This is a genomic window from Psychrobacillus glaciei, from assembly GCF_008973485.1.
GTDB classification, from domain to species: Bacteria; Bacillota; Bacilli; order Bacillales_A; family Planococcaceae; genus Psychrobacillus; species Psychrobacillus glaciei.
The window spans coordinates 2863566-2887641 of sequence record NZ_CP031223.1 but is presented as its reverse complement, the minus strand read 5'-3'; the positions used below and the strand labels follow the sequence as shown (position 1 = coordinate 2887641).

18 protein-coding genes, 20 tRNA genes, 2 rRNA genes and 1 riboswitch are annotated in these 24076 nt (G+C 40.1%); of the genes, 36 read left to right on the top strand and 4 right to left on the bottom strand.

The features are described from left to right. Positions 1-53: 53 nt before the first annotated feature. The 22 genes from PB01_RS13550 (at position 54) to PB01_RS13445 (ending at position 5314) form a co-directional block, all read left to right on the top strand. Positions 54-2981, top strand: a 23S ribosomal RNA gene (locus PB01_RS13550). 123 nt (positions 2982-3104) lie between these two features. Beyond that, positions 3105-3220: ribosomal RNA gene (gene rrf, locus PB01_RS13545) — 5S ribosomal RNA — on the top strand. Between the two features lie 101 nt (positions 3221-3321). After that, positions 3322-3397, top strand: a tRNA-Val gene (locus tag PB01_RS13540). A gap of 13 nt (positions 3398-3410) precedes the next feature. Beyond that, positions 3411-3486 (top strand) — tRNA-Thr (locus PB01_RS13535). Positions 3487-3492: 6 nt separating this feature from the next. Continuing rightward, positions 3493-3565, top strand: a tRNA-Lys gene (locus PB01_RS13530). A 24-nt stretch (positions 3566-3589) separates the two neighbouring features. Continuing rightward, positions 3590-3674 (top strand) — tRNA-Leu (locus PB01_RS13525). Positions 3675-3690: 16 nt separating this feature from the next. Then, positions 3691-3765 (top strand) — tRNA-Gly (locus PB01_RS13520). 15 nt (positions 3766-3780) lie between these two features. Then, a tRNA-Leu gene (locus tag PB01_RS13515) sits at positions 3781-3869 on the top strand. 18 nt (positions 3870-3887) lie between these two features. Continuing rightward, positions 3888-3964, top strand: a tRNA-Arg gene (locus tag PB01_RS13510). 7 nt (positions 3965-3971) lie between these two features. Further along, a tRNA-Pro gene (locus tag PB01_RS13505) sits at positions 3972-4048 on the top strand. 11 nt (positions 4049-4059) lie between these two features. Further along, positions 4060-4135 (top strand) — tRNA-Ala (locus tag PB01_RS13500). Between the two features lie 28 nt (positions 4136-4163). Further along, positions 4164-4237, top strand: a tRNA-Met gene (locus PB01_RS13495). A gap of 6 nt (positions 4238-4243) precedes the next feature. Then, positions 4244-4320: transfer RNA gene (locus PB01_RS13490), tRNA-Ile, on the top strand. 10 nt (positions 4321-4330) lie between these two features. Further along, positions 4331-4423 (top strand) — tRNA-Ser (locus PB01_RS13485). 77 nt (positions 4424-4500) lie between these two features. Further along, a tRNA-Met gene (locus PB01_RS13480) sits at positions 4501-4575 on the top strand. A gap of 3 nt (positions 4576-4578) precedes the next feature. Further along, positions 4579-4654, top strand: a tRNA-Asp gene (locus tag PB01_RS13475). A gap of 169 nt (positions 4655-4823) precedes the next feature. Continuing rightward, positions 4824-4899, top strand: a tRNA-Phe gene (locus PB01_RS13470). 4 nt (positions 4900-4903) lie between these two features. After that, positions 4904-4977 (top strand) — tRNA-Gly (locus PB01_RS13465). Positions 4978-4982: 5 nt separating this feature from the next. Further along, positions 4983-5059: transfer RNA gene (locus PB01_RS13460), tRNA-Ile, on the top strand. A 4-nt stretch (positions 5060-5063) separates the two neighbouring features. Further along, a tRNA-Asn gene (locus PB01_RS13455) sits at positions 5064-5138 on the top strand. 7 nt (positions 5139-5145) lie between these two features. Then, positions 5146-5236, top strand: a tRNA-Ser gene (locus tag PB01_RS13450). Positions 5237-5242: 6 nt separating this feature from the next. Beyond that, positions 5243-5314, top strand: a tRNA-Glu gene (locus tag PB01_RS13445). Between the two features lie 1907 nt (positions 5315-7221). On the opposite strand, the gene PB01_RS13440 is transcribed toward PB01_RS13445, so the two are convergent. After that, positions 7222-8133: a 1,4-dihydroxy-2-naphthoate polyprenyltransferase gene (locus PB01_RS13440; protein WP_151700685.1), complete on the bottom strand. Its 912-nt coding sequence runs from the start codon at positions 8131-8133 to the stop codon at positions 7222-7224. 161 nt (positions 8134-8294) lie between these two features. Between PB01_RS13440 and PB01_RS13435 the strand changes: the two genes are divergently transcribed. The 5 genes from PB01_RS13435 to PB01_RS13415 all read left to right on the top strand — a co-directional run bounded on the left by PB01_RS13435 (position 8295) and on the right by PB01_RS13415 (position 14498). Next, positions 8295-9656, top strand: a complete 1362-nt coding sequence (locus PB01_RS13435; protein WP_151700684.1) for an isochorismate synthase — start codon at positions 8295-8297, stop codon at positions 9654-9656. After that, entirely contained in the window at positions 9649-11361 is a 1713-nt protein-coding gene (gene menD, locus PB01_RS13430) for a 2-succinyl-5-enolpyruvyl-6-hydroxy-3-cyclohexene-1-carboxylic-acid synthase (RefSeq protein ID WP_151700683.1), read from the top strand. The genes PB01_RS13435 and menD overlap by 8 nt, the downstream gene beginning before the upstream one ends. Then, on the top strand, positions 11349-12170 hold the full coding sequence (gene menH / locus PB01_RS13425; RefSeq protein ID WP_225986034.1) for a 2-succinyl-6-hydroxy-2,4-cyclohexadiene-1-carboxylate synthase: 822 nt from the start codon (positions 11349-11351) through the stop codon (positions 12168-12170). Before menD ends, menH begins: the two co-directional genes overlap by 13 nt. 2 nt (positions 12171-12172) lie before the next feature. Continuing rightward, a complete protein-coding gene (gene menB / locus PB01_RS13420) occupies positions 12173-12991 on the top strand; it encodes a 1,4-dihydroxy-2-naphthoyl-CoA synthase (RefSeq protein WP_151700682.1) in 819 nt (272 codons plus the stop codon). 73 nt (positions 12992-13064) lie between these two features. Further along, positions 13065-14498 carry an o-succinylbenzoate--CoA ligase gene (locus PB01_RS13415; protein ID WP_151700681.1) on the top strand — a complete coding sequence of 478 codons (1434 nt, stop codon included), beginning with the start codon at positions 13065-13067 and terminating at the stop codon, positions 14496-14498. A 165-nt stretch (positions 14499-14663) separates the two neighbouring features. On the opposite strand, the gene PB01_RS13410 is transcribed toward PB01_RS13415, so the two are convergent. Next, complete coding sequence (locus PB01_RS13410) at positions 14664-15617, bottom strand: metal ABC transporter solute-binding protein, Zn/Mn family (protein ID WP_151700680.1); 954 nt, start codon at positions 15615-15617, stop codon at positions 14664-14666. A gap of 99 nt (positions 15618-15716) precedes the next feature. Beyond that, positions 15717-15950, bottom strand: coding sequence for a membrane protein insertion efficiency factor YidD (gene yidD, locus PB01_RS13405; protein WP_151700679.1), 234 nt, complete (start codon positions 15948-15950; stop codon positions 15717-15719). Positions 15951-16057: 107 nt separating this feature from the next. Here yidD and PB01_RS13400 point away from each other — a divergent pair, with 107 nt between their 5' ends. The 8 genes from PB01_RS13400 (at position 16058) to PB01_RS13365 (ending at position 19858) form a co-directional block, all read left to right on the top strand. Beyond that, positions 16058-16507: a Dps family protein gene (locus tag PB01_RS13400; protein ID WP_151700678.1), complete on the top strand. Its 450-nt coding sequence runs from the start codon at positions 16058-16060 to the stop codon at positions 16505-16507. A 55-nt stretch (positions 16508-16562) separates the two neighbouring features. Next, positions 16563-16742: a YjfB family protein gene (locus tag PB01_RS13395; protein WP_151700677.1), complete on the top strand. Its 180-nt coding sequence runs from the start codon at positions 16563-16565 to the stop codon at positions 16740-16742. Between the two features lie 108 nt (positions 16743-16850). Further along, positions 16851-17183 carry a transposase gene (locus PB01_RS13390; protein WP_151700676.1) on the top strand — a complete coding sequence of 111 codons (333 nt, stop codon included), beginning with the start codon at positions 16851-16853 and terminating at the stop codon, positions 17181-17183. Continuing rightward, on the top strand, positions 17176-17373 hold the full coding sequence (locus PB01_RS13385) for a hypothetical protein (protein WP_151700675.1): 198 nt from the start codon (positions 17176-17178) through the stop codon (positions 17371-17373). The genes PB01_RS13390 and PB01_RS13385 overlap by 8 nt, the downstream gene beginning before the upstream one ends. Positions 17374-17456: 83 nt before the next feature. Further along, positions 17457-18119 (top strand): CPBP family intramembrane glutamic endopeptidase, encoded by a 663-nt coding sequence (locus tag PB01_RS13380; RefSeq protein WP_151700674.1) that lies wholly within the window; start codon positions 17457-17459, stop codon positions 18117-18119. A 49-nt stretch (positions 18120-18168) separates the two neighbouring features. Then, positions 18169-18642, top strand: a complete 474-nt coding sequence (locus tag PB01_RS13375; RefSeq protein ID WP_151700673.1) for an NUDIX domain-containing protein — start codon at positions 18169-18171, stop codon at positions 18640-18642. Further along, a complete protein-coding gene (locus PB01_RS13370; protein WP_151700672.1) occupies positions 18620-19405 on the top strand; it encodes an alpha/beta hydrolase family protein in 786 nt (261 codons plus the stop codon). Before PB01_RS13375 ends, PB01_RS13370 begins: the two co-directional genes overlap by 23 nt. Positions 19406-19408: 3 nt before the next feature. Beyond that, positions 19409-19858 carry a hypothetical protein gene (locus PB01_RS13365; protein ID WP_151700671.1) on the top strand — a complete coding sequence of 150 codons (450 nt, stop codon included), beginning with the start codon at positions 19409-19411 and terminating at the stop codon, positions 19856-19858. Positions 19859-20703: 845 nt separating this feature from the next. On the opposite strand, the gene pckA is transcribed toward PB01_RS13365, so the two are convergent. Continuing rightward, the gene (gene pckA, locus PB01_RS13360; RefSeq protein WP_151700670.1) at positions 20704-22290 is read right to left on the bottom strand and encodes a phosphoenolpyruvate carboxykinase (ATP); all 1587 of its coding nucleotides are present in this window, start codon (positions 22288-22290) and stop codon (positions 20704-20706) included. A gap of 196 nt (positions 22291-22486) precedes the next feature. Continuing rightward, positions 22487-22603: riboswitch (SAM riboswitch) on the top strand. 176 nt (positions 22604-22779) lie between these two features. Between pckA and metK the strand changes: the two genes are divergently transcribed. Beyond that, a complete protein-coding gene (metK, locus tag PB01_RS13355; RefSeq protein ID WP_151700669.1) occupies positions 22780-23976 on the top strand; it encodes a methionine adenosyltransferase in 1197 nt (398 codons plus the stop codon). Positions 23977-24076 lie beyond the last annotated feature (100 nt).

Genomic DNA, 24076 nt, shown 5'->3' with positions numbered 1-24076 from the left:
GTAGTATTTTTAACTACTATAGGAAGTCCGTGTTTTCACGGAGGACCAAATTAGGTTAAGTTAATAAGGGCGCGCGGTGAATGCCTTGGCACTAGGAGCCGAAGAAGGACGGCACTAACACCGATATGCTTCGGGGAGCTGTAAGTGAGCTTTGATCCGGAGATTTCCGAATGGGGAAACCCACTGTTCGTAATGGAGCAGTACATTTACGTGAATACATAGCGTATCTGTGGCACACCCAGGGAACTGAAACATCTAAGTACCTGGAGGAAGAGAAAGAAAAATCGATTCCCTGAGTAGCGGCGAGCGAAACGGGAATAGCCCAAACCAAGAGGCTTGCCTCTTGGGGTTGTAGGACACTCTACATAGAGTTACAAAGGAATGAGTTAGACGAAGCGATCTGGAAAGGTCCGCAGGATAGGGTAAAAGCCCCGTAGTCAAAAGTTCATTCTCTCTTGAGTGTATCCTGAGTACGGCGGAACACGTGAAATTCCGTCGGAATCTGGGAGGACCATCTCCCAAGGCTAAATACTACCTAGTGACCGATAGTGAACCAGTACCGTGAGGGAAAGGTGAAAAGCACCCCGGAAGGGGAGTGAAATAGATCCTGAAACCGCGTGCCTACAAGTAGTCAGAGCCCGTTAATGGGTGATGGCGTGCCTTTTGTAGAATGAACCGGCGAGTTACGATTACATGCAAGGTTAAGTTGAGAAGACGGAGCCGCAGCGAAAGCGAGTCTGAATAGGGCGAATGAGTATGTGGTCGTAGACCCGAAACCAGGTGATCTACCCATGTCCAGGATGAAGGTAAGGTAACACTTACTGGAGGTCCGAACCCACGCACGTTGAAAAGTGCGGGGATGAGGTGTGGGTAGCGGAGAAATTCCAATCGAACCTGGAGATAGCTGGTTCTCTCCGAAATAGCTTTAGGGCTAGCCTCAAACGTTAGAATCTTGGAGGTAGAGCACTGTTTGGACTAGGGGCCCATCCCGGGTTACCGAATTCAGACAAACTCCGAATGCCAATGATTTATGTTTGGGAGTCAGACTGCGAGTGATAAGATCCGTAGTCAAGAGGGAAACAGCCCAGACCACCAGCTAAGGTCCCAAAGTATTTGTTAAGTGGAAAAGGATGTGGCGTTGCTTAGACAACCAGGATGTTGGCTTAGAAGCAGCCATCATTTAAAGAGTGCGTAATAGCTCACTGGTCGAGTGACGCTGCGCCGAAAATGTATCGGGGCTAAACAAATCACCGAAGCTGTGGATTGATACCTATGGTATCAGTGGTAGGAGAGCGTTCTAAGGGCGTTGAAGTCAGACCGGAAGGACTGGTGGAGCGCTTAGAAGTGAGAATGCCGGTATGAGTAGCGAAAGATGGGTGAGAATCCCATCCACCGTATGACTAAGGTTTCCTGAGGAAGGCTCGTCCGCTCAGGGTTAGTCGGGACCTAAGTCGAGGCCGATAGGCGTAGACGATGGACAACAGGTTGATATTCCTGTACCACCAAACCACCGTTTGAGCAATGGGGGGACGCAGAAGGATAGGGTAAGCATGCTGTTGGTTATGCATGTCCAAGCAGTGAGGTGTGAGTGTAGGCAAATCCGCACTCTGTAACATTGAGCTGTGATGGCGAGGACTTAGTCCGAAGTTCCTGATTTCACACTGCCAAGAAAAGCCTCTAGCGAGGTGATAGGTGCCCGTACCGCAAACCGACACAGGTAGTCGAGGAGAGAATCCTAAGGTGAGCGAGAGAACTCTCGTTAAGGAACTCGGCAAAATGACCCCGTAACTTCGGGAGAAGGGGTGCTCTTTTGGGTGTATAGCCTAGAAGAGCCGCAGTGAATAGGCCCAGGCGACTGTTTAGCAAAAACACAGGTCTCTGCAAAACCGTAAGGTGAAGTATAGGGGCTGACGCCTGCCCGGTGCTGGAAGGTTAAGAGGAGTGCTTAGCGCAAGCGAAGGTGCGAATTGAAGCCCCAGTAAACGGCGGCCGTAACTATAACGGTCCTAAGGTAGCGAAATTCCTTGTCGGGTAAGTTCCGACCCGCACGAAAGGCGTAACGATCTGGGCACTGTCTCAACGAGAGACTCGGTGAAATTATAGTACCTGTGAAGATGCAGGTTACCCGCGACAGGACGGAAAGACCCCGTGGAGCTTTACTATAGCTTGATATTGAATTTTGGTGCAACTTGTACAGGATAGGCAGGAGCCTTAGAGCCCGGAGCGCCAGCTTCGGAGGAGGCGTCGGTGGGATACTGCCCTGGTTGTATTGAAATTCTAACCCATACCCGTAACCCGGGTAGGAGACAGTGTCAGGCGGGTAGTTTGACTGGGGCGGTCGCCTCCTAAAGTGTAACGGAGGCGCCCAAAGGTTCCCTCAGAATGGTTGGAAATCATTCGAAGAGTGTAAAGGCAGAAGGGAGCTTGACTGCGAGACCTACAAGTCGAGCAGGGTCGAAAGACGGGCTTAGTGATCCGGTGGTTCCGCATGGAAGGGCCATCGCTCAACGGATAAAAGCTACCCCGGGGATAACAGGCTTATCTCCCCCAAGAGTCCACATCGACGGGGAGGTTTGGCACCTCGATGTCGGCTCATCGCATCCTGGGGCTGTAGTCGGTCCCAAGGGTTGGGCTGTTCGCCCATTAAAGCGGTACGCGAGCTGGGTTCAGAACGTCGTGAGACAGTTCGGTCCCTATCCGTCGTGGGCGTAGGAAATTTGAGAGGAGCTGTCCTTAGTACGAGAGGACCGGGATGGACACACCGCTGGTGTACCAGTTGTTCTGCCAAGAGCATCGCTGGGTAGCTATGTGTGGACGGGATAAGTGCTGAAAGCATCTAAGCACGAAGCCCCCCTCAAGATGAGATTTCCCATTACGCAAGTAAGTAAGATCCCTCAAAGACGATGAGGTAGATAGGTTCGGGGTGGAAGCGTGGCGACATGTGCAGCTGACGAATACTAATCGGTCGAGGACTTAACCAAATATGAATTTGTATACATCAATGTCTTTTATTCAGTTTTGAAAGAATAATTTTTTTTTTAAAAACTCTTGTAATTTTACACAGAGTTGTTATAATAAAACTTGTCTTTCAATAATTATTCAAGTCTAGTGATGATGGCGAAGAGGTCACACCCGTTCCCATACCGAACACGGAAGTTAAGCTCTTCAGCGCCGATGGTAGTTGGGGGTTTCCCCCTGTGAGAGTAGGACGTCGCTGGGCTTGCAATAAATACATAAAAAGTAGTAAGGAAATTAAAGTAATTGACTTTTAGAACAAATGAAGTTGATGAAAAAATTCTCTACTTATTGTAATATTACCCAGGAGGATTAGCTCAGCTGGGAGAGCATCTGCCTTACAAGCAGAGGGTCGGCGGTTCGAGCCCGTCATCCTCCACCATTTTTCTTCAATTGCCGGAGTAGCTCAACTGGTAGAGCAACTGACTTGTAATCAGTAGGTTGAGGGTTCAAGTCCTTTCTCCGGCACCATTTTCCGAGCCATTAGCTCAGTTGGTAGAGCATCTGACTTTTAATCAGAGGGTCGTAGGTTCGAATCCTACATGGCTCATCACTTTTAAAGTGAATTATGCATGCGGGTGTGGCGGAACTGGCAGACGCACTAGACTTAGGATCTAGCGCCGCAAGGCGTGGGGGTTCGACTCCCTTCACCCGCACCATTAATTTCATAACCGAGCGGAAGTAGTTCAGTGGTAGAACACCACCTTGCCAAGGTGGGGGTCGCGAGTTCGAACCTCGTCTTCCGCTCCAAAGATTCACTTAAGTGCCGGGGTGGCGGAACTGGCAGACGCACAGGACTTAAAATCCTGCGGTAGGTGACTACCGTACCGGTTCGATTCCGGTCCTCGGCACCACTTTTATTAAAGAAATATGCGCTCGTAGCTCAATTGGATAGAGCACTTGACTACGAATCAAGAGGTTGCAGGTTCAAGTCCTGCCGAGCGCACCATTTATGACGGGAAGTAGCTCAGCTTGGTAGAGCACTTGGTTTGGGACCAAGGGGTCGCAGGTTCGAATCCTGTCTTCCCGACCAGTTATTATTTTGGGGCCTTAGCTCAGCTGGGAGAGCGCCTGCCTTGCACGCAGGAGGTCAGCGGTTCGATCCCGCTAGGCTCCACCATTTTAATTTTGAAACACTTAAAGATCTTGGCGGCGTAGCTCAGCTGGCTAGAGCATTCGGTTCATACCCGAAAGGTCGTGGGTTCGACTCCCTCTGCCGCCATCTTAAGGACCTTTAGCTCAGTTGGTTAGAGCAGACGGCTCATAACCGTCCGGTCGCAGGTTCGAGTCCTGCAAGGTCCACCAACAATATTTCGGAGGAATACCCAAGTCTGGCTGAAGGGATCGGTCTTGAAAACCGACAGGCGGGTCATACCGCGCGGGGGTTCGAATCCCTCTTCCTCCTCCATTTTTAATACATTGTTGTTGGAAATAAGAATTATCATTCTATATAAGATAAGTTAATATTAACAAGTATATTATTATCGCGGGGTGGAGCAGTGGTAGCTCGTCGGGCTCATAACCCGAAGGTCGCAGGTTCAAATCCTGTCCCCGCAACCAAATGGTCCCGTGGTGTAGCGGTTAACATGCCTGCCTGTCACGCAGGAGATCGCCGGTTCGATCCCGGTCGGGACCGCCATTTATTTATAAGTTTTAGTAGATATAAAACAGTACATATTTATTTGAGATTTAGGATAAGCAAGCAAATCAAGAGAGCAATCGAGTGAAAGATGGAATGTACTCAAGTACGTGACTGATTGAACGAGTGCAGCTGACGAAGAGATGCGTAGCTTAGCATAAATCAAAGAGGCTCAGTAGCTCAGTCGGTAGAGCAAAGGACTGAAAATCCTTGTGTCGGCGGTTCGATTCCGTCCTGAGCCACCATAATGCGGGTGTAGTTTAGTGGTAAAACCTCAGCCTTCCAAGCTGATGATGAGAGTTCGATTCTCTTCACCCGCTCCAATAATGGGCCTATAGCTCAGCTGGTTAGAGCGCACGCCTGATAAGCGTGAGGTCGATGGTTCGAGTCCATTTAGGCCCACCATTATTCCGAAGTAGCTCAGTGGTAGAGCAATCGACTGTTAATCGATTGGTCGTAGGTTCGAGTCCTACCTTCGGAGCCATATATATGGGGAAGTACTCAAGTGGCTGAAGAGGCGCCCCTGCTAAGGGTGTAGGTCGGGTAACCGGCGCGAGGGTTCAAATCCCTCCTTCTCCGCCATATATAGGCCCCTTGGTCAAGCGGTTAAGACACCGCCCTTTCACGGCGGTAACACGGGTTCGAATCCCGTAGGGGTCATAATTTTAAAGAAAAAGAGTAATCATTTACATGATTACTCTTTTTCTATTTCTAGAAATTAAAAAGTATATGAATTTTGGATAATAGGAATCCATTCAAAATGAATTGGATGGCGAGTCACTTACGTAGAATCTCCTAATAGATAAATTCTTACCCGGACTTAGCGCTCTAGCATTCGCTTTTCGAGGGGAGAACCACAAGCCTCGAGCCAACACGATATTGGTCATGAAGGCGTTTACTCAAGAAGAGACGTCCTTAGCCTTCCTTCCTATTAAGCGCTTCGTGCGGAGTCTCGTCGAAGAAATAGTTTTCATAAAAGATAAAAAAGTAGATGAAAGGTAAGTTCTAGATGTAGAGAGACTTAGATTAGTGTTGATAAATTGTGCTTCTAATCTTACAAGGGCTTGATCTTGATCTTGATTGTTTTTTATTTTTACCGTCCACAGATACATGAATCAGTTGGTGTTTGACTAGAGAAAAATAGTTAGTATCTATTGATAAAGAAGCGCTGAGCGGACGAAATTGCATCTTCGTCCGCTTTTAAAAGAATAGGAAAGGATTTATTCTCTCCTTAACCAAACCTAATTCAACATGTCACTACCTAATTCAAGAGGGCGACGGACAAACACCCGCCACGATATTACCGAAAAAAGTGGATGGAGAAGTGACGCAATCACTTCTCCATCCACAAAGATTCCCTCGTTAATAGTGTAGCTGATGTTTCGTCCAAAGCACTCGGAATTGGTGATAACTAGGTGCACTTAAGAACACTTTCGTTTTTCCAAAAGGTTAAGAAAGTATATAAGGTTTGTTGATTAGCCAAAAATGACCAGTAAATTACCGCTTAATTTTATCTATGCAGCATCTATATAAAATAGCATCCCTCTTATTAAAGCGGGCAAAGAACACATTGTTTATATAGTGAGTACCAAGTAATTAATATAGTAAACACCGGGATTTAGCGCTCTCGTATTCGCTTTCCGCGGGCGTTGCCTCAGGAGGAGGCGTCATTAGCGTTCCTTCCTATTTAAGCGCTTCAGGCGGGGGGTCTCTTCAGCTAACGCTATTCCCGCAGGAGTCTCATGCTCCTGTGCAAGCTCGTCGCAAATGCAATTTACCGCCGCACTAAATCCACATTATGTAGTATTCTATAAAATAAAAACCGATAAGTGAATAAGCTAAAAAATATGCTTTGAATATGACCGCGGTCCCTTAATATAGCTTTTACTTGGCATGGGATAACACTTATAAAATGTCCACTACTTAAATTGCACATAATGATAGTTATCTTGCAAGTAGCAAAAAGTGGCATCGTCTTATGATAGAAAGTAGATATCCAATGGTAACGAGTCCCTTTTTGAGCTTTTCGCGACGGCACACACAGAATAGCAAACAAGCTACGTTGATTGTAGCAAAAGGGCGGCGACTCCAGCCGGATGAGTGAGACAGATGAGCAATCGCAGGCGAACGCGTAGCGTCGGCGATGGCTCATCGCTCACCCGGCGGAAAGCGTCCGCCCTGTAGCGAAAATCCTAGCGCTCACATAATAGAGCCTCTTTAGTGCGTACTATATAAAAAATCCGTTCTATATTGCGCGTAATAAAAAAACGCTTTGTGCCCGAAATTGAAACTTCATCCGCTTTTAATGGAGTAGAAAGTATCTAATCTCTCGTTATCCAAACCAAATGCATTATGTCTTTACGTATTTCAAGATGGCGACGGACAAACATCCGCCACAGGATTACCGAAAAGAGAGAATCTTCGTTAATAGTTTAGTTGATGTTTCGTCCAAAGCATTCTGGAAAAGATGAAGTCAAGATGCACTTAAAGAGCGTTTTAACTAAAAGATAAGAAACGAGTATATAAAAAACAGCTAGGAATAACTTCCTAGCTGTTTTATGTTCTATTTAAATGTAATAACCTAAAAGTAACCCAATGCCAAGAAGAAAAACAAATATTGTGTTTGTGAGTGCTGTATCCTTCATTGCCGGTGCTACTTCGATTGCGTTTTCTTTTTCTCTAAATAATTTGATCGCATGAATTGGTTTTTTAATACTTAGTAATACTAAAAGTGTCCAAGGGGTAACAACTTGCATAATTACCAAAGCAACAATCCATAAGTAGGAGATGATAAAGTAAGCTGCTAAAATAGAGATGGCGTTTTTTCTACCGACTAGTATTGCCATTGTTTTTCTACCGCCTGCTTTGTCCTCTACAAGATCTCTCGTATTATTAGAAAGCATAATCCCTGCTACAAGTAGAGCACTTGGAACAGAAAGTAAAATTGCGAAGTTGGGTACAGTACCAACTTGAATGTAAGTAGCTATTAAAACAATTAACATACCCATAAAAAATCCGCTAAACAATTCCCCAAATGGTGTATATGCAATAGGATATGGCCCGCCAGTATAGAAGTATCCTACAGCCATAGAGAGTGCCCCCACAATTAATAACAACCAAGAACTTTCGTAGCATATATAGATTCCTAGAAATGCAGCAATTGCATAAAGTAGTAATGCTAATTGCATAACTGTTTTTGGCTTGACACCATTGCGAACAATTGCACCACCAATTCCTACCGATTCTTCATGATCAAGTCCTCGGGCAAAATCATAATACTCGTTGAACATATTCGTTGCAGCTTGAATAAGAAGACAAGCAAATAACATAGCCAAAAATAGTGGCCAGTTAATATTTGCATAATAAAGAGCAATCATTGTTCCTAAAAATACTGGAGCAAATGAAGCAGTCAATGTATGTGGTCTTGTTAATTTCCACCAAACACGCCAGCCTGTATCGGCTTTTAGTTCATGTGACATAGGTTTTTTCTCTCCTTTAAAAGAATCAATATCAATTTTAGCATAGTTTCGCTCCTAAATGTGTGCCGAAAATCGCAGAAAGATGTATGATTAAAGGTAGAGTATTTTAGAGATAAGATACATTATTTATTTTAAAGGTTATTTATACGGAGGTAATATATATGCCGAACACCACCGGCCAAAAGAAGTCAACATTACGTTTTTATACGGAAACAATAGAGGTATCGAGATTATCCGCTCATGCTTTTTTTGCGGCAGGAGATGAAAACTATAAAGGTAAACGGTTTTTCTGGCAAAATAAAGAGAAGACTTTTACATTAGTTGGATTAGGACATGCTCATACAATTGCCAATGAGCTTGAAGAGAATAGATATCAGGATATTGCTTCAAAATGGAAAGAGTTATGTCAGTTATCTTTAAAGGAAAAAGCGGATGTATCACCGATTCTTTTTGGTGGGTTTTCCTTTGATCCATTCAATAGAATCTCTTCAGAGTGGGATACATTCCCTTCTGCATTTTTTACATTATCTACTTTTCAATTAGTTATTCGAAATGAACAAGCGTTTGTCAGTATTCATTTAATAACGGATGAAGAAAATAGTATGGATACGTTTGAACAACTTCGAATCGAAAGAGATGCGTTAATACACACGTCTCAAGTAAAAGAATTAAAAAATCATGCTAAGTCTAAATTAGTTGAAAGAGAAGATCGATTAAAAGAAAAATATTTACAAGCAGTAGAAGATGTTACGAAAAGAATTCAGGAAAATGAAGTCAAAAAAGTCGTAATAGGACGTTCTTTAAAACTTACATTTGATGATGTTTTTTCTTCTGCAAGTGTTCTTTATAATACTTCCATAGAGCAACCTGAAAGCTATTTATTTGGATTAGAGAGAGACGATAAATTATTTTTTGGTGCCACACCTGAACGCTTAGTAAAGGTTGAGCATGGAGAGGCACTCTCGGCAGGAATTGCAGGTTCTATTAAACGCGGTGAAACGTCAATTGAGGATAGACAACTTGGTGAAAGTTTATTAGCTGATCCGAAAAATTTAGCAGAGCATAAATACGTCGTGGATATGATTAATAAAGTCTTTGAGCAATATTGTGATGAAGTGAAAGTTCCCTCTAGACCTAAACTACTTAAAATAAGAGACATCCAGCATTTGCATACGCCAATACAAGGTCAATTAAAAAATTCTGCATCACTTTTTCAGTTGGTAGAAGCCTTACATCCGACTCCAGCAATGGGTGGTGAGCCAAGAGAAGAAGCGGTTGCCATCATTAGAGAATCCGAGCAAATGAATCGTGGGTATTATGCAGCACCTATAGGTTGGATAGATACAGAGGGCGATGGAGAATTTGCGGTTGGAATTCGCTCTGCTTTATTGGAAAATGAACATGCTTATTTATATGCGGGCGGTGGAATCGTTGCCGAGTCCTCCTCTTTAGAAGAATTTGAAGAAACACGCGTGAAGTTTCGACCAATGCTTCGGACACTTGGAGGGAATATGAATGAATAATAGCGCTTATTTGACGTCATATGTCAATCAATTCGTTGAAACAGTAAAGCAAGCTGGTGTGGAAGATGTCGTCATCTGCCCTGGATCAAGATCAACACCACTTGCGTATGCTTTTGCAAAAAGTGAAGGATTTCATTTTTATCGTCAAATCGATGAGCGATCAGCGGCATTCTTTGCATTAGGAATCGCGAAAGCAAAAAAATTGCCAGTTGTTTTACTATGTACATCAGGGACAGCTGCAGCGAATTTCTTCCCTGCTATTGTAGAGGCTTATTATGCCCGTGTTCCATTACTTGTTATTACAGCAGATCGTCCGCATGAACTACGGGAAGTTGGCGCACCTCAAGCGATTGATCAAGTCCATTTGTTTGGAAAGCATGTGAAATGGTCTGTAGATTTTCCTATCCCAGAGGATAATGATGAAAGTTTACCTTTTATCGAACGTCATATTCATCGTGCCATTACGACAGCAAAAGCCTTGCCTATGGGACCGGTTCATATTAATGTACCATTCCGTGAGCCTCTTCTGATTAATATGGAGCAGCAACATCCTGTAGTGCAGGTAAGTCAGACGGAAATGGGGCAACTTGTGCCTAGTGTGGAGTTTATTGGCTGGTACAAGGATTTATTGCAAACGAATGAGAAAGGGTTAATCATTGTTGGTGATTCACTTCCAACAACGGCGGGTTTTTGGGAGTTTGCAAGAGAGGTTCAATGGCCGATATTAGCAGATCCTTTGTCTAATTTACGTTGTTCAGTTCCAGAAGATTGTTTGCCTTTATGTATTGATCAGTATGATGCGATTTTAAAAGAAAATGCATTTAAAGACTTTGTTGTTCCAGATGTTGTCGTTCGTTTTGGTGCACAACCTGTTTCTAAACCGCTCACACAATTTTTAAAAGCATGTAAACCGACCGTTTTTATCGCTGTAGATGAAAGTCCTATTTTCCGTGACTCTTTGCATATCGTTACCCACCATATTCAAGTTGGTGCTACTTCTTTATGGATTCCAATCGAAGAAAAACAATCATCCAGCTATTTAGAAAATTGGACAAAAGCGAACGATATCGCTACAAAACATGTTCAAGCTTATATGGAAGTGGAAGAGGACGAAGGCGCACTCGCAGCTACTTTATTTGAAACACTATCAAATGGTGTGGATTTATTTGCAAGTAGTAGTATGCCGATTCGTGATGTAGATACATTTTACAATAAAACTACGAAGGATATCCAAATATATGCCAACAGAGGAACGAACGGTATAGACGGTGTTGTTTCTACTGCACTTGGTGTTCAAGCAGCAACTAAACGTCCTGGTTATTTACTCATTGGGGATTTAGCATTCTTACATGATGTAAATGGTTTGATTGTAAGTAGATTTCAGCAAACCGATTTAACGATTGTCATTATGAACAATGATGGTGGCGGTATTTTTTCTTATTTACCTCAATCGAGTGAAACAACTTACTTTGAGCACCTATTTGGAACACCTACGGGCTTAGAATTTTCACATATAGCTGCTATGTACGATGCACAATATGATACAGTTCATTCAAAAGAACAATTCGTTCGTGTATTGAATCAGCAGAAGATGAAAGATGTTCGTATTATTGAAGTGTTTACGAATCGGCAAGTGAATACGGAAACACATCGAAAATTATGGACAGCGATTTCAGAGGAGCTAGACTTGATTTGGAAAGTTTAAATGTAAAAGTTCGTAATATAACTATGCATGTAAAGAGATATAATATTGGAGCAGAAGAAAAAGTTGTATTCCTTCATGGGTTTACTGGCTCCAGTACTACTTGGGACGAGGTAATCACATTTCTTCCATCCTCAGTGGAGATACTAACAATAGATTTAATTGGTCATGGGCATACATCTAAGCCAACCGATTTTACTCACTATTATGTCGAAGAACAAATAGAAGACATGCATAAGTTATTTCAATTATTGGGATGGAGTCATTTTACGCTCGTCGGTTATTCTATGGGGGGGCGATTGGCACTTGCTTACGCTTCTAAATATCCCATAGACAAGTTAATTCTTGAGAGTAGTTCTCCTGGCTTAGCAAATGAAGAAGCTCGTGTAGAAAGAAAACAGGCGGATGAATTGCTTGCAGAAAGAATAGTAAAGGAAGGAATTTCTGCCTTCGTCGATTTTTGGGAAGACATACCTTTATTTCATTCGCAAAAAAGCTTATCAATCGAAAAACAGCAGGCTATTCGGTTGGAAAGACTTGCAGGATCCGAAGTGGGACTATCTAACAGCTTGAAAGGGTTTAGTACAGGAATACAACCTTCTTACTGGGGTAATCTAGAAGTTATGAAAGTTGCCACTACTTTAGTTACTGGTGAGTTAGATCGAAAATTTTATGAGATTGCTTTGGAAATGAAAAAACTTCTTCCAGATGGTAAGCACGTGCATGTTAGTAATGCGGGACATGCAATTCATGTGGAAAATCCCGAATTGTTTGCTACAATAGTAAAGGATATTATTTTAAAGGAGGAATAAGGATGACTCGTGAATGGACAACCTTACATACATATGAAGATATTAAGTATGAGTTTTATAATGGGATTGCAAAAGTGACGATTAACCGTCCGGAAGTACGAAATGCATTTCGCCCAAAAACAGTAATGGAAATGATTGATGCATTTTCACGCGCGCGTGATGACAAAAATGTAGGTACCATCATCTTGACTGGTGAAGGGGAGCATGCATTCTGTTCTGGTGGAGACCAAAAAGTACGTGGACATGGTGGATACGTTGGAGAAGATGAAATTCCTCGTTTAAATGTACTAGATTTACAACGATTAATTCGTGTAATTCCAAAACCAGTTGTAGCGATGGTAGCCGGTTATGCAATCGGTGGGGGACATGTACTTCACGTTGTTTGTGACTTGACAATTGCTGCAGACAACGCGAAATTTGGTCAAACAGGTCCTAGAGTTGGTTCGTTTGATGCTGGATATGGTTCAGGTTATTTGGCGCGTATTATCGGACATAAAAAAGCGCGAGAAATTTGGTATTTATGCCGTCAATACGACTCTCAACAAGCGCTTGATATGGGCTTAGTCAATACGGTAGTTCCTTATGCACAATTAGAGGACGAAACGGTACAGTGGTGTGAAGAAATGCTTGAAATGAGCCCAACTGCACTTCGTTTCTTAAAAGCTGCTATGAACGCAGATACGGATGGTTTAGCAGGTCTTCAACAATTGGCTGGAGACGCAACACTTCTATATTACACAACAGATGAAGCAAAAGAAGGTCGCGATTCATTCAAAGAAAAACGTAAGCCTGATTTCGGCCAATTCCCACGTTTTCCGTGATTATTGCATCAATGAATTTTGAGAAAGCTGTCCTTTTATAGGGCGGCTTTTTTATCTAAAGGAGACGAATACTTTGTATCCGAATTTATTAGTAAAACGTGTAAGTCTAACACCAAATCGAATTGCTTTAAGGTTTAACGAGAAAGCATGGACATTTGAACAACTGTCTGATGAAGTCGATGAATTTGCAGAAAAACTATATACAAAAGGTATAAAATTTGGAATGAGAATTGCCATTTTAGCTTCATCTGATGCACAATTAGTCATTGCGATACACGGGTGCATACAGCTTGGTTGTGAGTTAGTTATGTTAAATGAGCGTTTAACTGAGGAAGAGTTGCGTTATCAATTACTGGACAGCAATGCCGATTATTTATTAGTCGATAGTGTGGAAAAAAGAAGTTTAACTTTTCCTAATAGGCTTTCATTTGAATTGCTCAACTTGGTGGAAAGAACTACATTCGAAGTAGAAAAAGAGTGGCCAAAAAATCGAACCATCACGATTATGTATACATCCGGAACGACCGGACATCCAAAAGGGGTTCGGCAATCACTCGAAAATCATGTGATGAATGCAACTGGCTCTGCACTTAACTTAGGAGTTCAACCAAATGATTGCTGGTTATGTACAGTTCCGTTGTTTCATATTAGTGGTTTTTCCATATTAATGCGTTCTGTTTTGTATGGGATGACAGTGAATCTTCATACAAAGTTTGATGCGGAAAAAGCAGTGGAAGAAATAATGAGTGGAACAGTTACTAGAATGTCTGTCGTTGCAGTTACACTAGAAAGAATGATTTCGGTTCTAGAAGAAAGAAATATATCCTTTCCAAATACGTTTCAATCAATGCTAGTAGGTGGGGGACCAGTTCCGTTAAATTATTTAGAAAGAGCAATTCAACGAAATATTCCTGTGCTACAAACATATGGAATGACAGAAACTGCTTCTCAGACAACGACCTTATCGAGCGAAGATGCTATTCGAAAATTAGGCTCTGCGGGTAAACCCCTTTTCTTTGCAGACGTTCGGATTAATGGAGCAGAGAAAATAGGTGAGATTTGTATTAAGGGTCCACATGTGACAATGGGGTATGTAGGTGCAGCTGAGTTGAAAAATCCTTTAGTAGACGGTTGGCTCCACACGGGGGATATGGGATATATCGATGAAGAAGGGTATTTATTTGTAGTAGATCGCCGTTCTGATTTAATCATTTCCGGTGGTGAAAATATCTATCCTGCAGAAGTAGAACAAGCATTAGTCAAGCACTCAGCGGTGAAAGAAGCGGGTGTTGTTGGAAAGCAAGACGACAAATGGGGACAAGTTCCTGTCGCATTTATTGTGTTAAAGGAAGAAGTAAGTGAAGAAGCGTTAAAAGCATTTATGAAAACGGAAATGGCTTCTTATAAACAACCAGTTATCTATTACTTTATGGAGCAACTGCCAAGAAATGCATCGAATAAGCTAATGCGCAGAGAGTTATTTAAATATGTGCAAGAAATGAAATAAATCCTAAGGGAGACCAAACAATGCGTCAAAGCAACCAAATGGATTTGAAAGCAACTAATTTCGTACTGAGAGCAACCAATTCAAATATGTAAGCGACCAAATGATACAAATTAGATATTAATTGAAATACGCCACCTTTTAAAGTTAAAAGTGGCGTTTTCTTATTCAATTCAGTGCAGTTTTTAATGTTTCTAAATTTTTGTTCATTAATGTAAAATAAGTTTCATTATATTCAACATCGTTTTTGGATAGAACGCCTAAATTGTGTAATACTAAGCTTTTAGCACCGACTTCTTTTTGAATGACTTCCGTTAGTTTGGAAGAAACGTTTTGTTCAAACAAAATGTATTTAATATCTTTTTCTTTTGCTAAATCAATGATCTTCGTTAGCTCTTTTTGTGAAGGTTCATCTTGCGAATTAAGACCAGAAACTGCGATTTGCTCTAAGTCATACGCATGTGCTAAATAACCAAAGGCTGCATGGGAAACAAAAAATGTTTTATTAGGAGCATTTTGTGCCATTTCTTTGTAGCTTGCATCTAATTGTTTTAATTGAGCAATTAACTCATTATAATTTGTTTCAAATTGCTCTTTTTGTTCAGGAGCAGCTTTCACAAGCGAATCTTTGATAGATAAAGCTAAACTTTGACTAATTTGTGGAGAAATCCACACATGGGGATCTATTTTACCATGGTCGTGCTCTTCTTCGCCTTCATCTTCATGCTCATGTGTGTTAGCTTCTAACTGGTCTTTTGGAACTGCATCAACTGTTGCAACCATTTTCACATGTTCATTTTCTAATGTTTTTTTCGCATTTTCAACGAAACCTTCTAAACCTAGTCCTATGTAGAAAAACAGGTCAGCATCTGCGAGATTCATCATATCTCTTTGAGTTGGTTCAAATGTGTGTTCGTTTGAGCCCGCAGGATATATAGAGGATACATGTACCGCGTCGCCACCAATTCGTTCTGCAAAGTATTGTAGCGGATATACAGTCGTATAAATTTGTATTTTATTGTCTTTTTTTTGTTTATCTACATTTATGGTTTCTTTATCTCCACAAGCGGCTGTAAATAATGCAAGTATAATTACTAAAGCTAGTAAAAGTGTTCTTTTCATCTTGCCATCTCCTAAATAGTAATGATTACGTTTTGAATTTTTTTAACTTTTTAAGCTTACAAGACATTATAAAAAAAAGCAAGAAAAAAACCTTTGAAGCTATTTTTTCTTCAAAGGCCATTCTTCTGGAACAGGGTCAAGTCCACCTTCATGAAAAGGGTGGCATTTAGATATTCTTCTTATTGTTAAGTATCCACCTTTTATTGCACCGTGCTTTTGCACTGCCTCTACACCGTAATGCGAACAAGTTGGATAGAAACGGCAACTAGGCGGTGTTAAAGGGGAAATTATTTTTTGATAGAATTTAAATATCCATAAGATTATATATTTCATACGTTATTCAGCTTCTTTCATTGAGTTTTCGCTTACGTTTATTGTATGAAAATAAGTGGTATATGAAAAGTAATAACAACTAATCTTTTGAGGAGAGTGACAAATTGATGTCAGCAGAATTAAATAAAGAACTAAACAAGCAGGTAGCTTCATGGTCAGTCATGTACGCAAAATTGCACAATTATCATTGGTATGTAAAAGGGCCATCTTTTTTTACATTACATGCAAAGTTTGAGGAATTGTACAACGAAGCTACCTTAAACATGGATGAGTTAGCTGAACGTATTTTAACACTAGGGGCTAGTCCAGTCGGCACTTTAAAAGAGCATTTAGAGCTATCGGATGTGGAAGAAGCGAGCAATAAAGAAACAGCAGACCAGATGGTTGAAACTGTTGTAAAAGATTTTGATAAAATAATGATTTCTTTAAAAAAAGGAATGGATGAAGCAGCAAAAGACGAAGATGATATGACAGAGGACATTCTTAATGCTATTTATCAAAAAACAGAAAAACACCAATGGATGCTCAATGCATTTTTAGGGGACTCGAACAAATAATCTCATACAACTTTTTCTAAAGTAACCGATAATAAGCTTAAAAGGAGGTATGACTATGGATATCAATTCTATTATGTCTTCTCAGTTAATGGAGCTACAACAAGCTGTTCAAATGAGCGTTCTTAAAAATGCGATGAATATGGGAACGGTAGCTGCAATTGGGATGTTAGAGGACATGCCTCAAGCATCTGCATCTCATCCTTATAAAGGATCAGTTGTGGACGTTCAAGCATAAGTACGAATGGAAGATGGTTAAAGTCTAGAAGAATCGTGAAAAACATGTACCCATGTGGTGCATGTTTTTTAATTTTGGTGGCATACTCTTTAAAAAGGATGTGTGCAGATGAGTTTAAACAAAGTGTACGTTTCTATCGTGCATCGTAAAGTGTATATTTATCCAGACGAATCACCATGGGAATATGAGGTAAACGCAAACAGAGAGATTATTCCTGTATTTGAAAAGCTCTTTAACCAATTAAGTAGTGCTGAAACAAGTAATTTTTGGAGGGCACATATACCAATAAGATACTATCATTTAGATGAAGAAAACGATGAATACGACACAAAATTGAAAAAGCTATATGCACTGATTCATGAATTCAGCAATGAAGAATCAAGATCACTAATTGAAAAGCTTCCATATTTTAATGAAAGTAGGAGAGTATTCGTTGAGTAAAATAATTAATCGTAAAGGCAACGAGACAGATTCATCTTATCGTAATGTCAGTTCGCTATTAAACCAGTCACCACAACAAAAATCAAAACAAAATATAGCGCAAAACAGAGAAGAAGGAAATGAAAATTACAAATTAGAACAAAAAACATTATCTGAAGAGAATTTCGCACAAGAGAAAAAGGAATTATGAATAGTTGAGACTTGGCTACTTGCTAAGTCTTTTTTTCATACATATGTTACCATTGAAAATAAATCGAAGAATTGGGAGGAAATATGCTTAAACAAATTATTTTACTCATTGGACCAACTATTATGATATTTATTGGACTTTCTTTAGTACATAATGTTTTAATAACCTTTTTCCTTTTTTATGGATGGTTATTGTTTATTCCACTAATAATCGTATATTGGAATAAGGAAAACAGAAACAGCAATCGTATACAAATTCCTTTATCCAAAAAGTCGCTTCTCGTTGGTGCTGTAAGTGGATTGATTTGCTTGATCACCATTTATAGCTTCGTATTTATTTTTCAATCCTTTGTTTTGGATATCCCCCAGTTGCAGCAATTACTAGAAGAGTGGGATTTTAGTGGTAAAAAGGTTATTTTGCTTGTACTAGTATTAGCTCTTATTAATCCTATATTAGAAGAATTTTATTGGCGTGAATTTATGTATAGTCGTCTATTACCCAAAATAGGGAATGTGACAGCGATTATGATTACATCTATTTTCTATAGTTTATACCACTTGATTGTTGTGATGGAGACTTTCAGTTTTCCTTTTAATGCATTGGCAGTTGTTCCTGTTTTTCTTGCCGGGATTATGTGGGCAATTTTTCGATATAAACTGAAATCTATTACTGCACCAATTATTAGTCATTGTCTAGCGGATATTGGGATTATGTTGGTGTATTGGTATATAATTGTTCCCTCATAAATTCTTATCATCTTGAATAATTTTATTGGTAAAAAAGGAGACATCGGTCATGTTATCTTTCCGAGATTTACACGGAATACGTGTGGAATTAGCTTTTGAAAAAGGATCGTTGCCATTAGAGCCTATGCATGTTTTAGTGCTGGCAAAGCATCAAAATAAGTGGTTATTAACGAAGCATCCAAAACGAGGCATTGAGTTTCCTGGTGGAAAAGTGGAGGAAAACGAATCGCCTATAGAAGCTATAATGCGCGAAACATTAGAAGAGACAAATGTCGCAATAAAAAATGTAGAGTGGATTGCAGAGTATCTTGTGTATGATGAAACTCCATTTTGTAAGGCGGTATATATCGCAAATGTTGGCCATATTAATGTGGAGGGTCCAAGTTTTGAAACAGAAGGTGCAGTATGGTTAACTACGGATGAATTTTTACATAGTAACAATTTAAGTTTTCATATGAAGGATACTGGTATGAAAGCAATTTTAGAGAAGGTGATTACACTTGAAGGAAAATGGAACGGTTGAGAAGACGAGAATTTATCCATCGCCAAATCCTCATATTAAGTTAACGGAAATAACTTATTGGTCATGCGGATATCGTGTGAAGGGATTACTTGCTGAGCCTAGAGAGAAAGGTACATATGAAGGTATTTTATACTGCCGAGGTGGTATGCAAAGTATTGGCATGGTAAGACCAGCTCGTATTGCGCAAATTGCTTCAGAGGGTTTTATAGTATTCGCGCCTTATTACCGCGGAAATCGGGGTGGGGAAGGCAAAGATGAATTTGCTGGAGAAGATCGATGGGATGCAGTTTATGCAGTTGATGTACTAAAGCAATTTTCTAAAGCAAAGGTTCATTTATTTGCCTTTTCACGTGGGGGAATAATGGCTCTATGGACAGCTATTTTACGAAATGATATTACATCCATCGTAACATGGGCAGGGGTTTCGGATATATATTTAACATTTGAAGAACGAACAGATATGCGAAGAATGATGAAAAGAGTCATTGGCGGTACACCTTCCAATAATACGAAAGCGTATGAAGACCGAAATGTTCTTGCTCATACACAGGATATAAAAGCAGCAACCCTCATCATTCATGGAATATTAGACACAAATGTTTCCTTTGAGCATGCAAAGGTTTTAGAGACAGCACTAGTAGGGAATAATAAAATAGTGGAAGCTTGGTATTTTCCAGGGTATACGCACTTTTTTCCAAGTAAAGTGAATCGGCAAGTAGTGAAGGATGCATGTAATTGGATGAAAAGGCAGAAAGGAGTTTAGTCGATGGGTAATGTAGTTGTTAAGATTGAAACAATGAGTACAGAGGGAAAATCTTCATTTCCGTCGGATGTAAACTTTTGGACCAATCTTTTGGATAACTATACAAATGAATTTCAGGAAGTTGTTATCCAATGTTGGAATGAAGAAGAGCATGCAATCAATGAATTAAGTTCGAGAGCGGCTTCAACTACGAATGAAGGGCTCATAAAAATTTTTTACATTAATTTGAACGAGGAAAATCGTGTATTCCTTAGAAATCATTCCGTAGATCCTAACGGTGGATTAAAATGGTTCACGATGTTTTTTAATGTAAATGGGGACGAACGATTAGAAGTGAGTCATTATGGTTCAGAAATAATTTTATATAAAGCAGATGAAGAAATAGCGAAACAGTTTATTTCCATCTTTTCTTCATCCATTACTACACATTATTATGATGAAAATGCAGATTAATAAAGAGGATGTCACCAATATAAATGGGACATCCTCTTTTGCTTTAAAAGATAGGAAAGTATATGTATTTCTACTAAGTAACTGTCCAGACATAGGCGCTTGCACGTTTCTTAAAGATTAAGAAAGTATATGGATTTTCCTCCTGCGAAACCAGTCTTCATAGTACTTAAAAGAATTAAATAAATACCGCGGATTTCCGTTTCAGTTGGACGCTTTCCACGGGAGCGCCGCATTCGCGTCACTTGTGTTGTCTTATCTGTCTCCGTGGAACGAAGGCTAAGAGCGCCACCTTGTGTGGCAACGCCTTCGTGACCAACATCCTGTTGGCCACCGTCTGGAGTCGCCCCCTTTCCCTACAATCCATGGAGTGAGTAGTACCTAACAAGAAGATTTGGCCCAGCTATCGCTAAGAATCCAGTATTAGTAAGGAATCATACTATAATTTCAAGGGTTAGATCTTTAGTTTTTTTTTAGTTTTCCGTACACAGTATACACGAATCAGTGGGTGTATCATTAGAGTAGGTGGTACTAGAGAAAAATAGATAGCATCCATTATTAAAGAAGTGCTGAGCGGACGAAATTGTATCTTCGTCCGCTTTTAAAAGAATAAGAATGGATTTATTCTCTCATTAACCAAAACAAATGCATTATGTCTTTACATATTTCAAGAAGGCGACGGACAAACAGACGCCCCAAGATTACAGAAAAAAGTGGATGGAGAAGTGACGCAGTCACTTCTCCATCCACAGAAATTCCTATGGTAATAATGTAGTCAATGTTTCGTCCAAAGCACTCTAGAAATAGAGAAGACAAGATGCACTTAAAGGACGTTTACGTTTTTCTTATTATGCTAAAGGTCCGCCTTTTTGCGAAATTTCTTCTGAAACTGTACCGAATTTTTTGAAATTCTCATGGAAAGCTTGTGCAAGTTCAGCCGCTTTTTTATCGTAAGCTGCTTTGTCGGTCCAAGCATTACGAGGAATCAGTACTTCAGAAGGTACACCTTCTACTTGTTTTGGAATAGCTAAACCAAATACTGTATCTGTTTCAGTTTCTACATTGTTCAATTTTCCATCAATTGCTGCGCGAACCATTGTACGAGTGTAAGAAAGCTTCATACGACTACCAACGCCGTATTCTCCACCAGTCCAGCCAGTGTTTACTAGGAATACTTGTGCACCATGCTCATCAATTTTCTTTCCAAGCATTTCAGCGTAAACAGTCGCATGTAATGGCAAGAAAGGTGAACCAAAGCAAGTAGAGAATGCTGGTTGAGGTGATGTAATTCCACGCTCTGTTCCGGCAAGCTTAGAAGTGAATCCACTTAAGAAATGGTACATTGCTTGTTCTTTTGTTAGCTTGCTGATTGGAGGTAATACGCCAAATGCATCAGCAGTTAAGAATACGATGGTATTTGGATGACCAGCAACAGAAGGATCCACAATGTTTTCGATGTTTTGGATTTGGTAAGCTGCACGTGTATTTTCTGTTAATGAATTGTCTGCATAGTTTGCAACACGAGTTTTCGCATCTACAACAACGTTTTCTAAAACAGTACCAAATGTGATTGCATCATAGATTTGTGGTTCGTTTTCGCGAGTTAGATCGATACATTTCGCGTAACATCCGCCTTCGATATTAAATACGCCATTATCGGACCAACCATGTTCGTCGTCACCGATTAATTTACGTCCCGCGTCTGCAGAAAGAGTTGTTTTTCCTGTTCCAGAAAGACCGAAGAATAATGCAACGTCGCCTTCTTCTCCAACGTTTGCTGAACAGTGCATAGGTAAAATATTTTGTTCTGGCAATAAGTAGTTCATAATAGAGAAAATAGATTTTTTCATTTCTCCCGCATATTCCGTTCCGCCGATTAACACGATTCGTTTTTCCATTGAAACAATGATAAACGTTTCTGTTTTTGTTCCATCTACTGCTGGATTCGCTTTGAAATTAGGGGCACTTACAACTGTGAAATCAGCTTTATGATTTGCAAGTTCTTCCTCTGTAGGATTGATAAACAATTGTTGTGCAAACAGGTTATGCCAAGCATATTCATTGATAACTTGAATACTTAAGCGAGAGGTTTTATCAGCACCAGCGAAACCTTTGAATAGGAATAATTCATTTTGCTCAGCGAGGTAGCTAGTAACTTTTTTATATAGTGATTCGAATACTTCAGAAGAAATTGGTTGGTTTACGGATCCCCAATCGATTTTGTCTCTAGATATAGGCTCATCAACGATGTATTTATCTTGTGGAGAACGACCTGTATATTTACCTGTTTCTGCTTTCACGGCTCCCGTAGAAGTTAAAACAGCTTCGCCTCTTGATGTTGCTTTTTCTACAAGTTGCGCAACTGATAATTGAATGTTAACATTTTCTCCAGATAACAATTCGTTCAGTTCATTCACAGTATCGATTGAATTCATATTGTATATACCATCCTTTTAATTATTTTCCCTTATAAAAGAGGGAGATGAGTTTCATATGTGAAATAGTATAACACATTTACCTTAATAGTCTACACTAATAAAGTGATTATTTATATCTTTTATAAATAAATCGTCAACAAAAATATATTGACATATCAATCCAACTTACGTATGATGAAAAATTGAACGGATACTCTTATCCCGAGCTGGTGGAGGGGTCAGGCCCTATGAAACCCGGCAACCTGTAATTTTTTTTTTATTACAAAGGTGCCCAACCTGAGACAAGGTGAAATCCCTTGATTGATAAGAGTGAAAGGTGCTTATGAAATTAATAGCCTTTCCTCATGTGTAATATACGTGAGTGGAAGGTTTTTTTTATGACATCGCCCTTTATCCTTGTGTGCCAAGTCCAAAACAGCTTGACATGGGAATGAGTACCGTATCAATTCTTGAGAGAAATCTCGCAGGATATAGGAGGAATTTATTATGACACAACGTCGATTATTTACATCGGAATCAGTAACAGAAGGACATCCAGATAAAATTTGTGATCAAATTTCAGATGCAATTCTTGATGCAATTCTAACAGAAGATCCAAATGCACGTGTAGCTTGTGAAACAACCGTGACAACAGGACTAGTTTTAGTTGCAGGAGAAATCACTACTTCTACTTATGTAGACATTCCAAAAGTAGTTCGTGCTACTATCAAAGAAATAGGCTATACTCGTGCAAAATATGGCTTTGACTCGGAAACTTCAGCAGTATTAACTGCAATAGACGAACAGTCTGCTGATATTGCAATGGGAGTTGACCAAGCTTTAGAAGCTCGTGAAGGTTCGATGACTGATTCTGACATAGAAGCAATAGGAGCAGGGGACCAAGGTTTAATGTTTGGTTACGCTTGTAATGAAACGCCAGAACTTATGCCACTTCCCATTAGTTTAGCGCATAAATTGGCTCGTCGTTTAGCAGAAGTTCGTAAGGATGAAACGCTAGACTATTTACGTCCAGATGGTAAAACACAAGTTACAGTGGAGTATGATGAAAATAATAATCCTGTCCATATCGATACGATTGTTATCTCAACTCAACATCATCCGGAAGTAACGTTAGAACAAATCCAAAAAGATTTAAAAGAGTTAGTGATCAATCCAATTGTTCCTACTAATTTAATCGATGAGCATACAAAATACTTTATTAACCCAACTGGACGCTTTGTAATTGGTGGACCACAAGGAGATGCGGGCTTAACAGGACGTAAAATTATCGTAGATACTTACGGTGGATATGCTCGTCATGGCGGAGGAGCATTCTCTGGTAAAGATCCTACAAAAGTAGACCGTTCTGCTGCGTATGCTGCTCGCTATGTTGCAAAAAATATTGTTGCAGCTGGAATTGCTGATCGTTGTGAAGTTCAATTAGCTTATGCAATTGGTGTTGCACAACCAGTATCTATCGCAGTTGAGACATTTGGAACTGGAAAAGTAGAAGAAGTTCAATTAGTTTCCCATATTCGTGAATTATTCGATCTTCGCCCAGCTGGTATTATTAAAATGCTAGATCTTCGTCGCCCAATCTACAAACAAACTGCTGCTTACGGACATTTTGGCCGTACAGACATCGACGCACCTTGGGAAAAAACAGATAAAGCAGAAGAGTTAAGACAAAAAGCAGGACTATAAGATAAAAAAGAGCATTCCCACAGTCAACGTATGACTACTGGGACTGCTCTTTTATTTATAAAAGTATATACTTTTTTACTTAATACTTGTTTAGACTCCA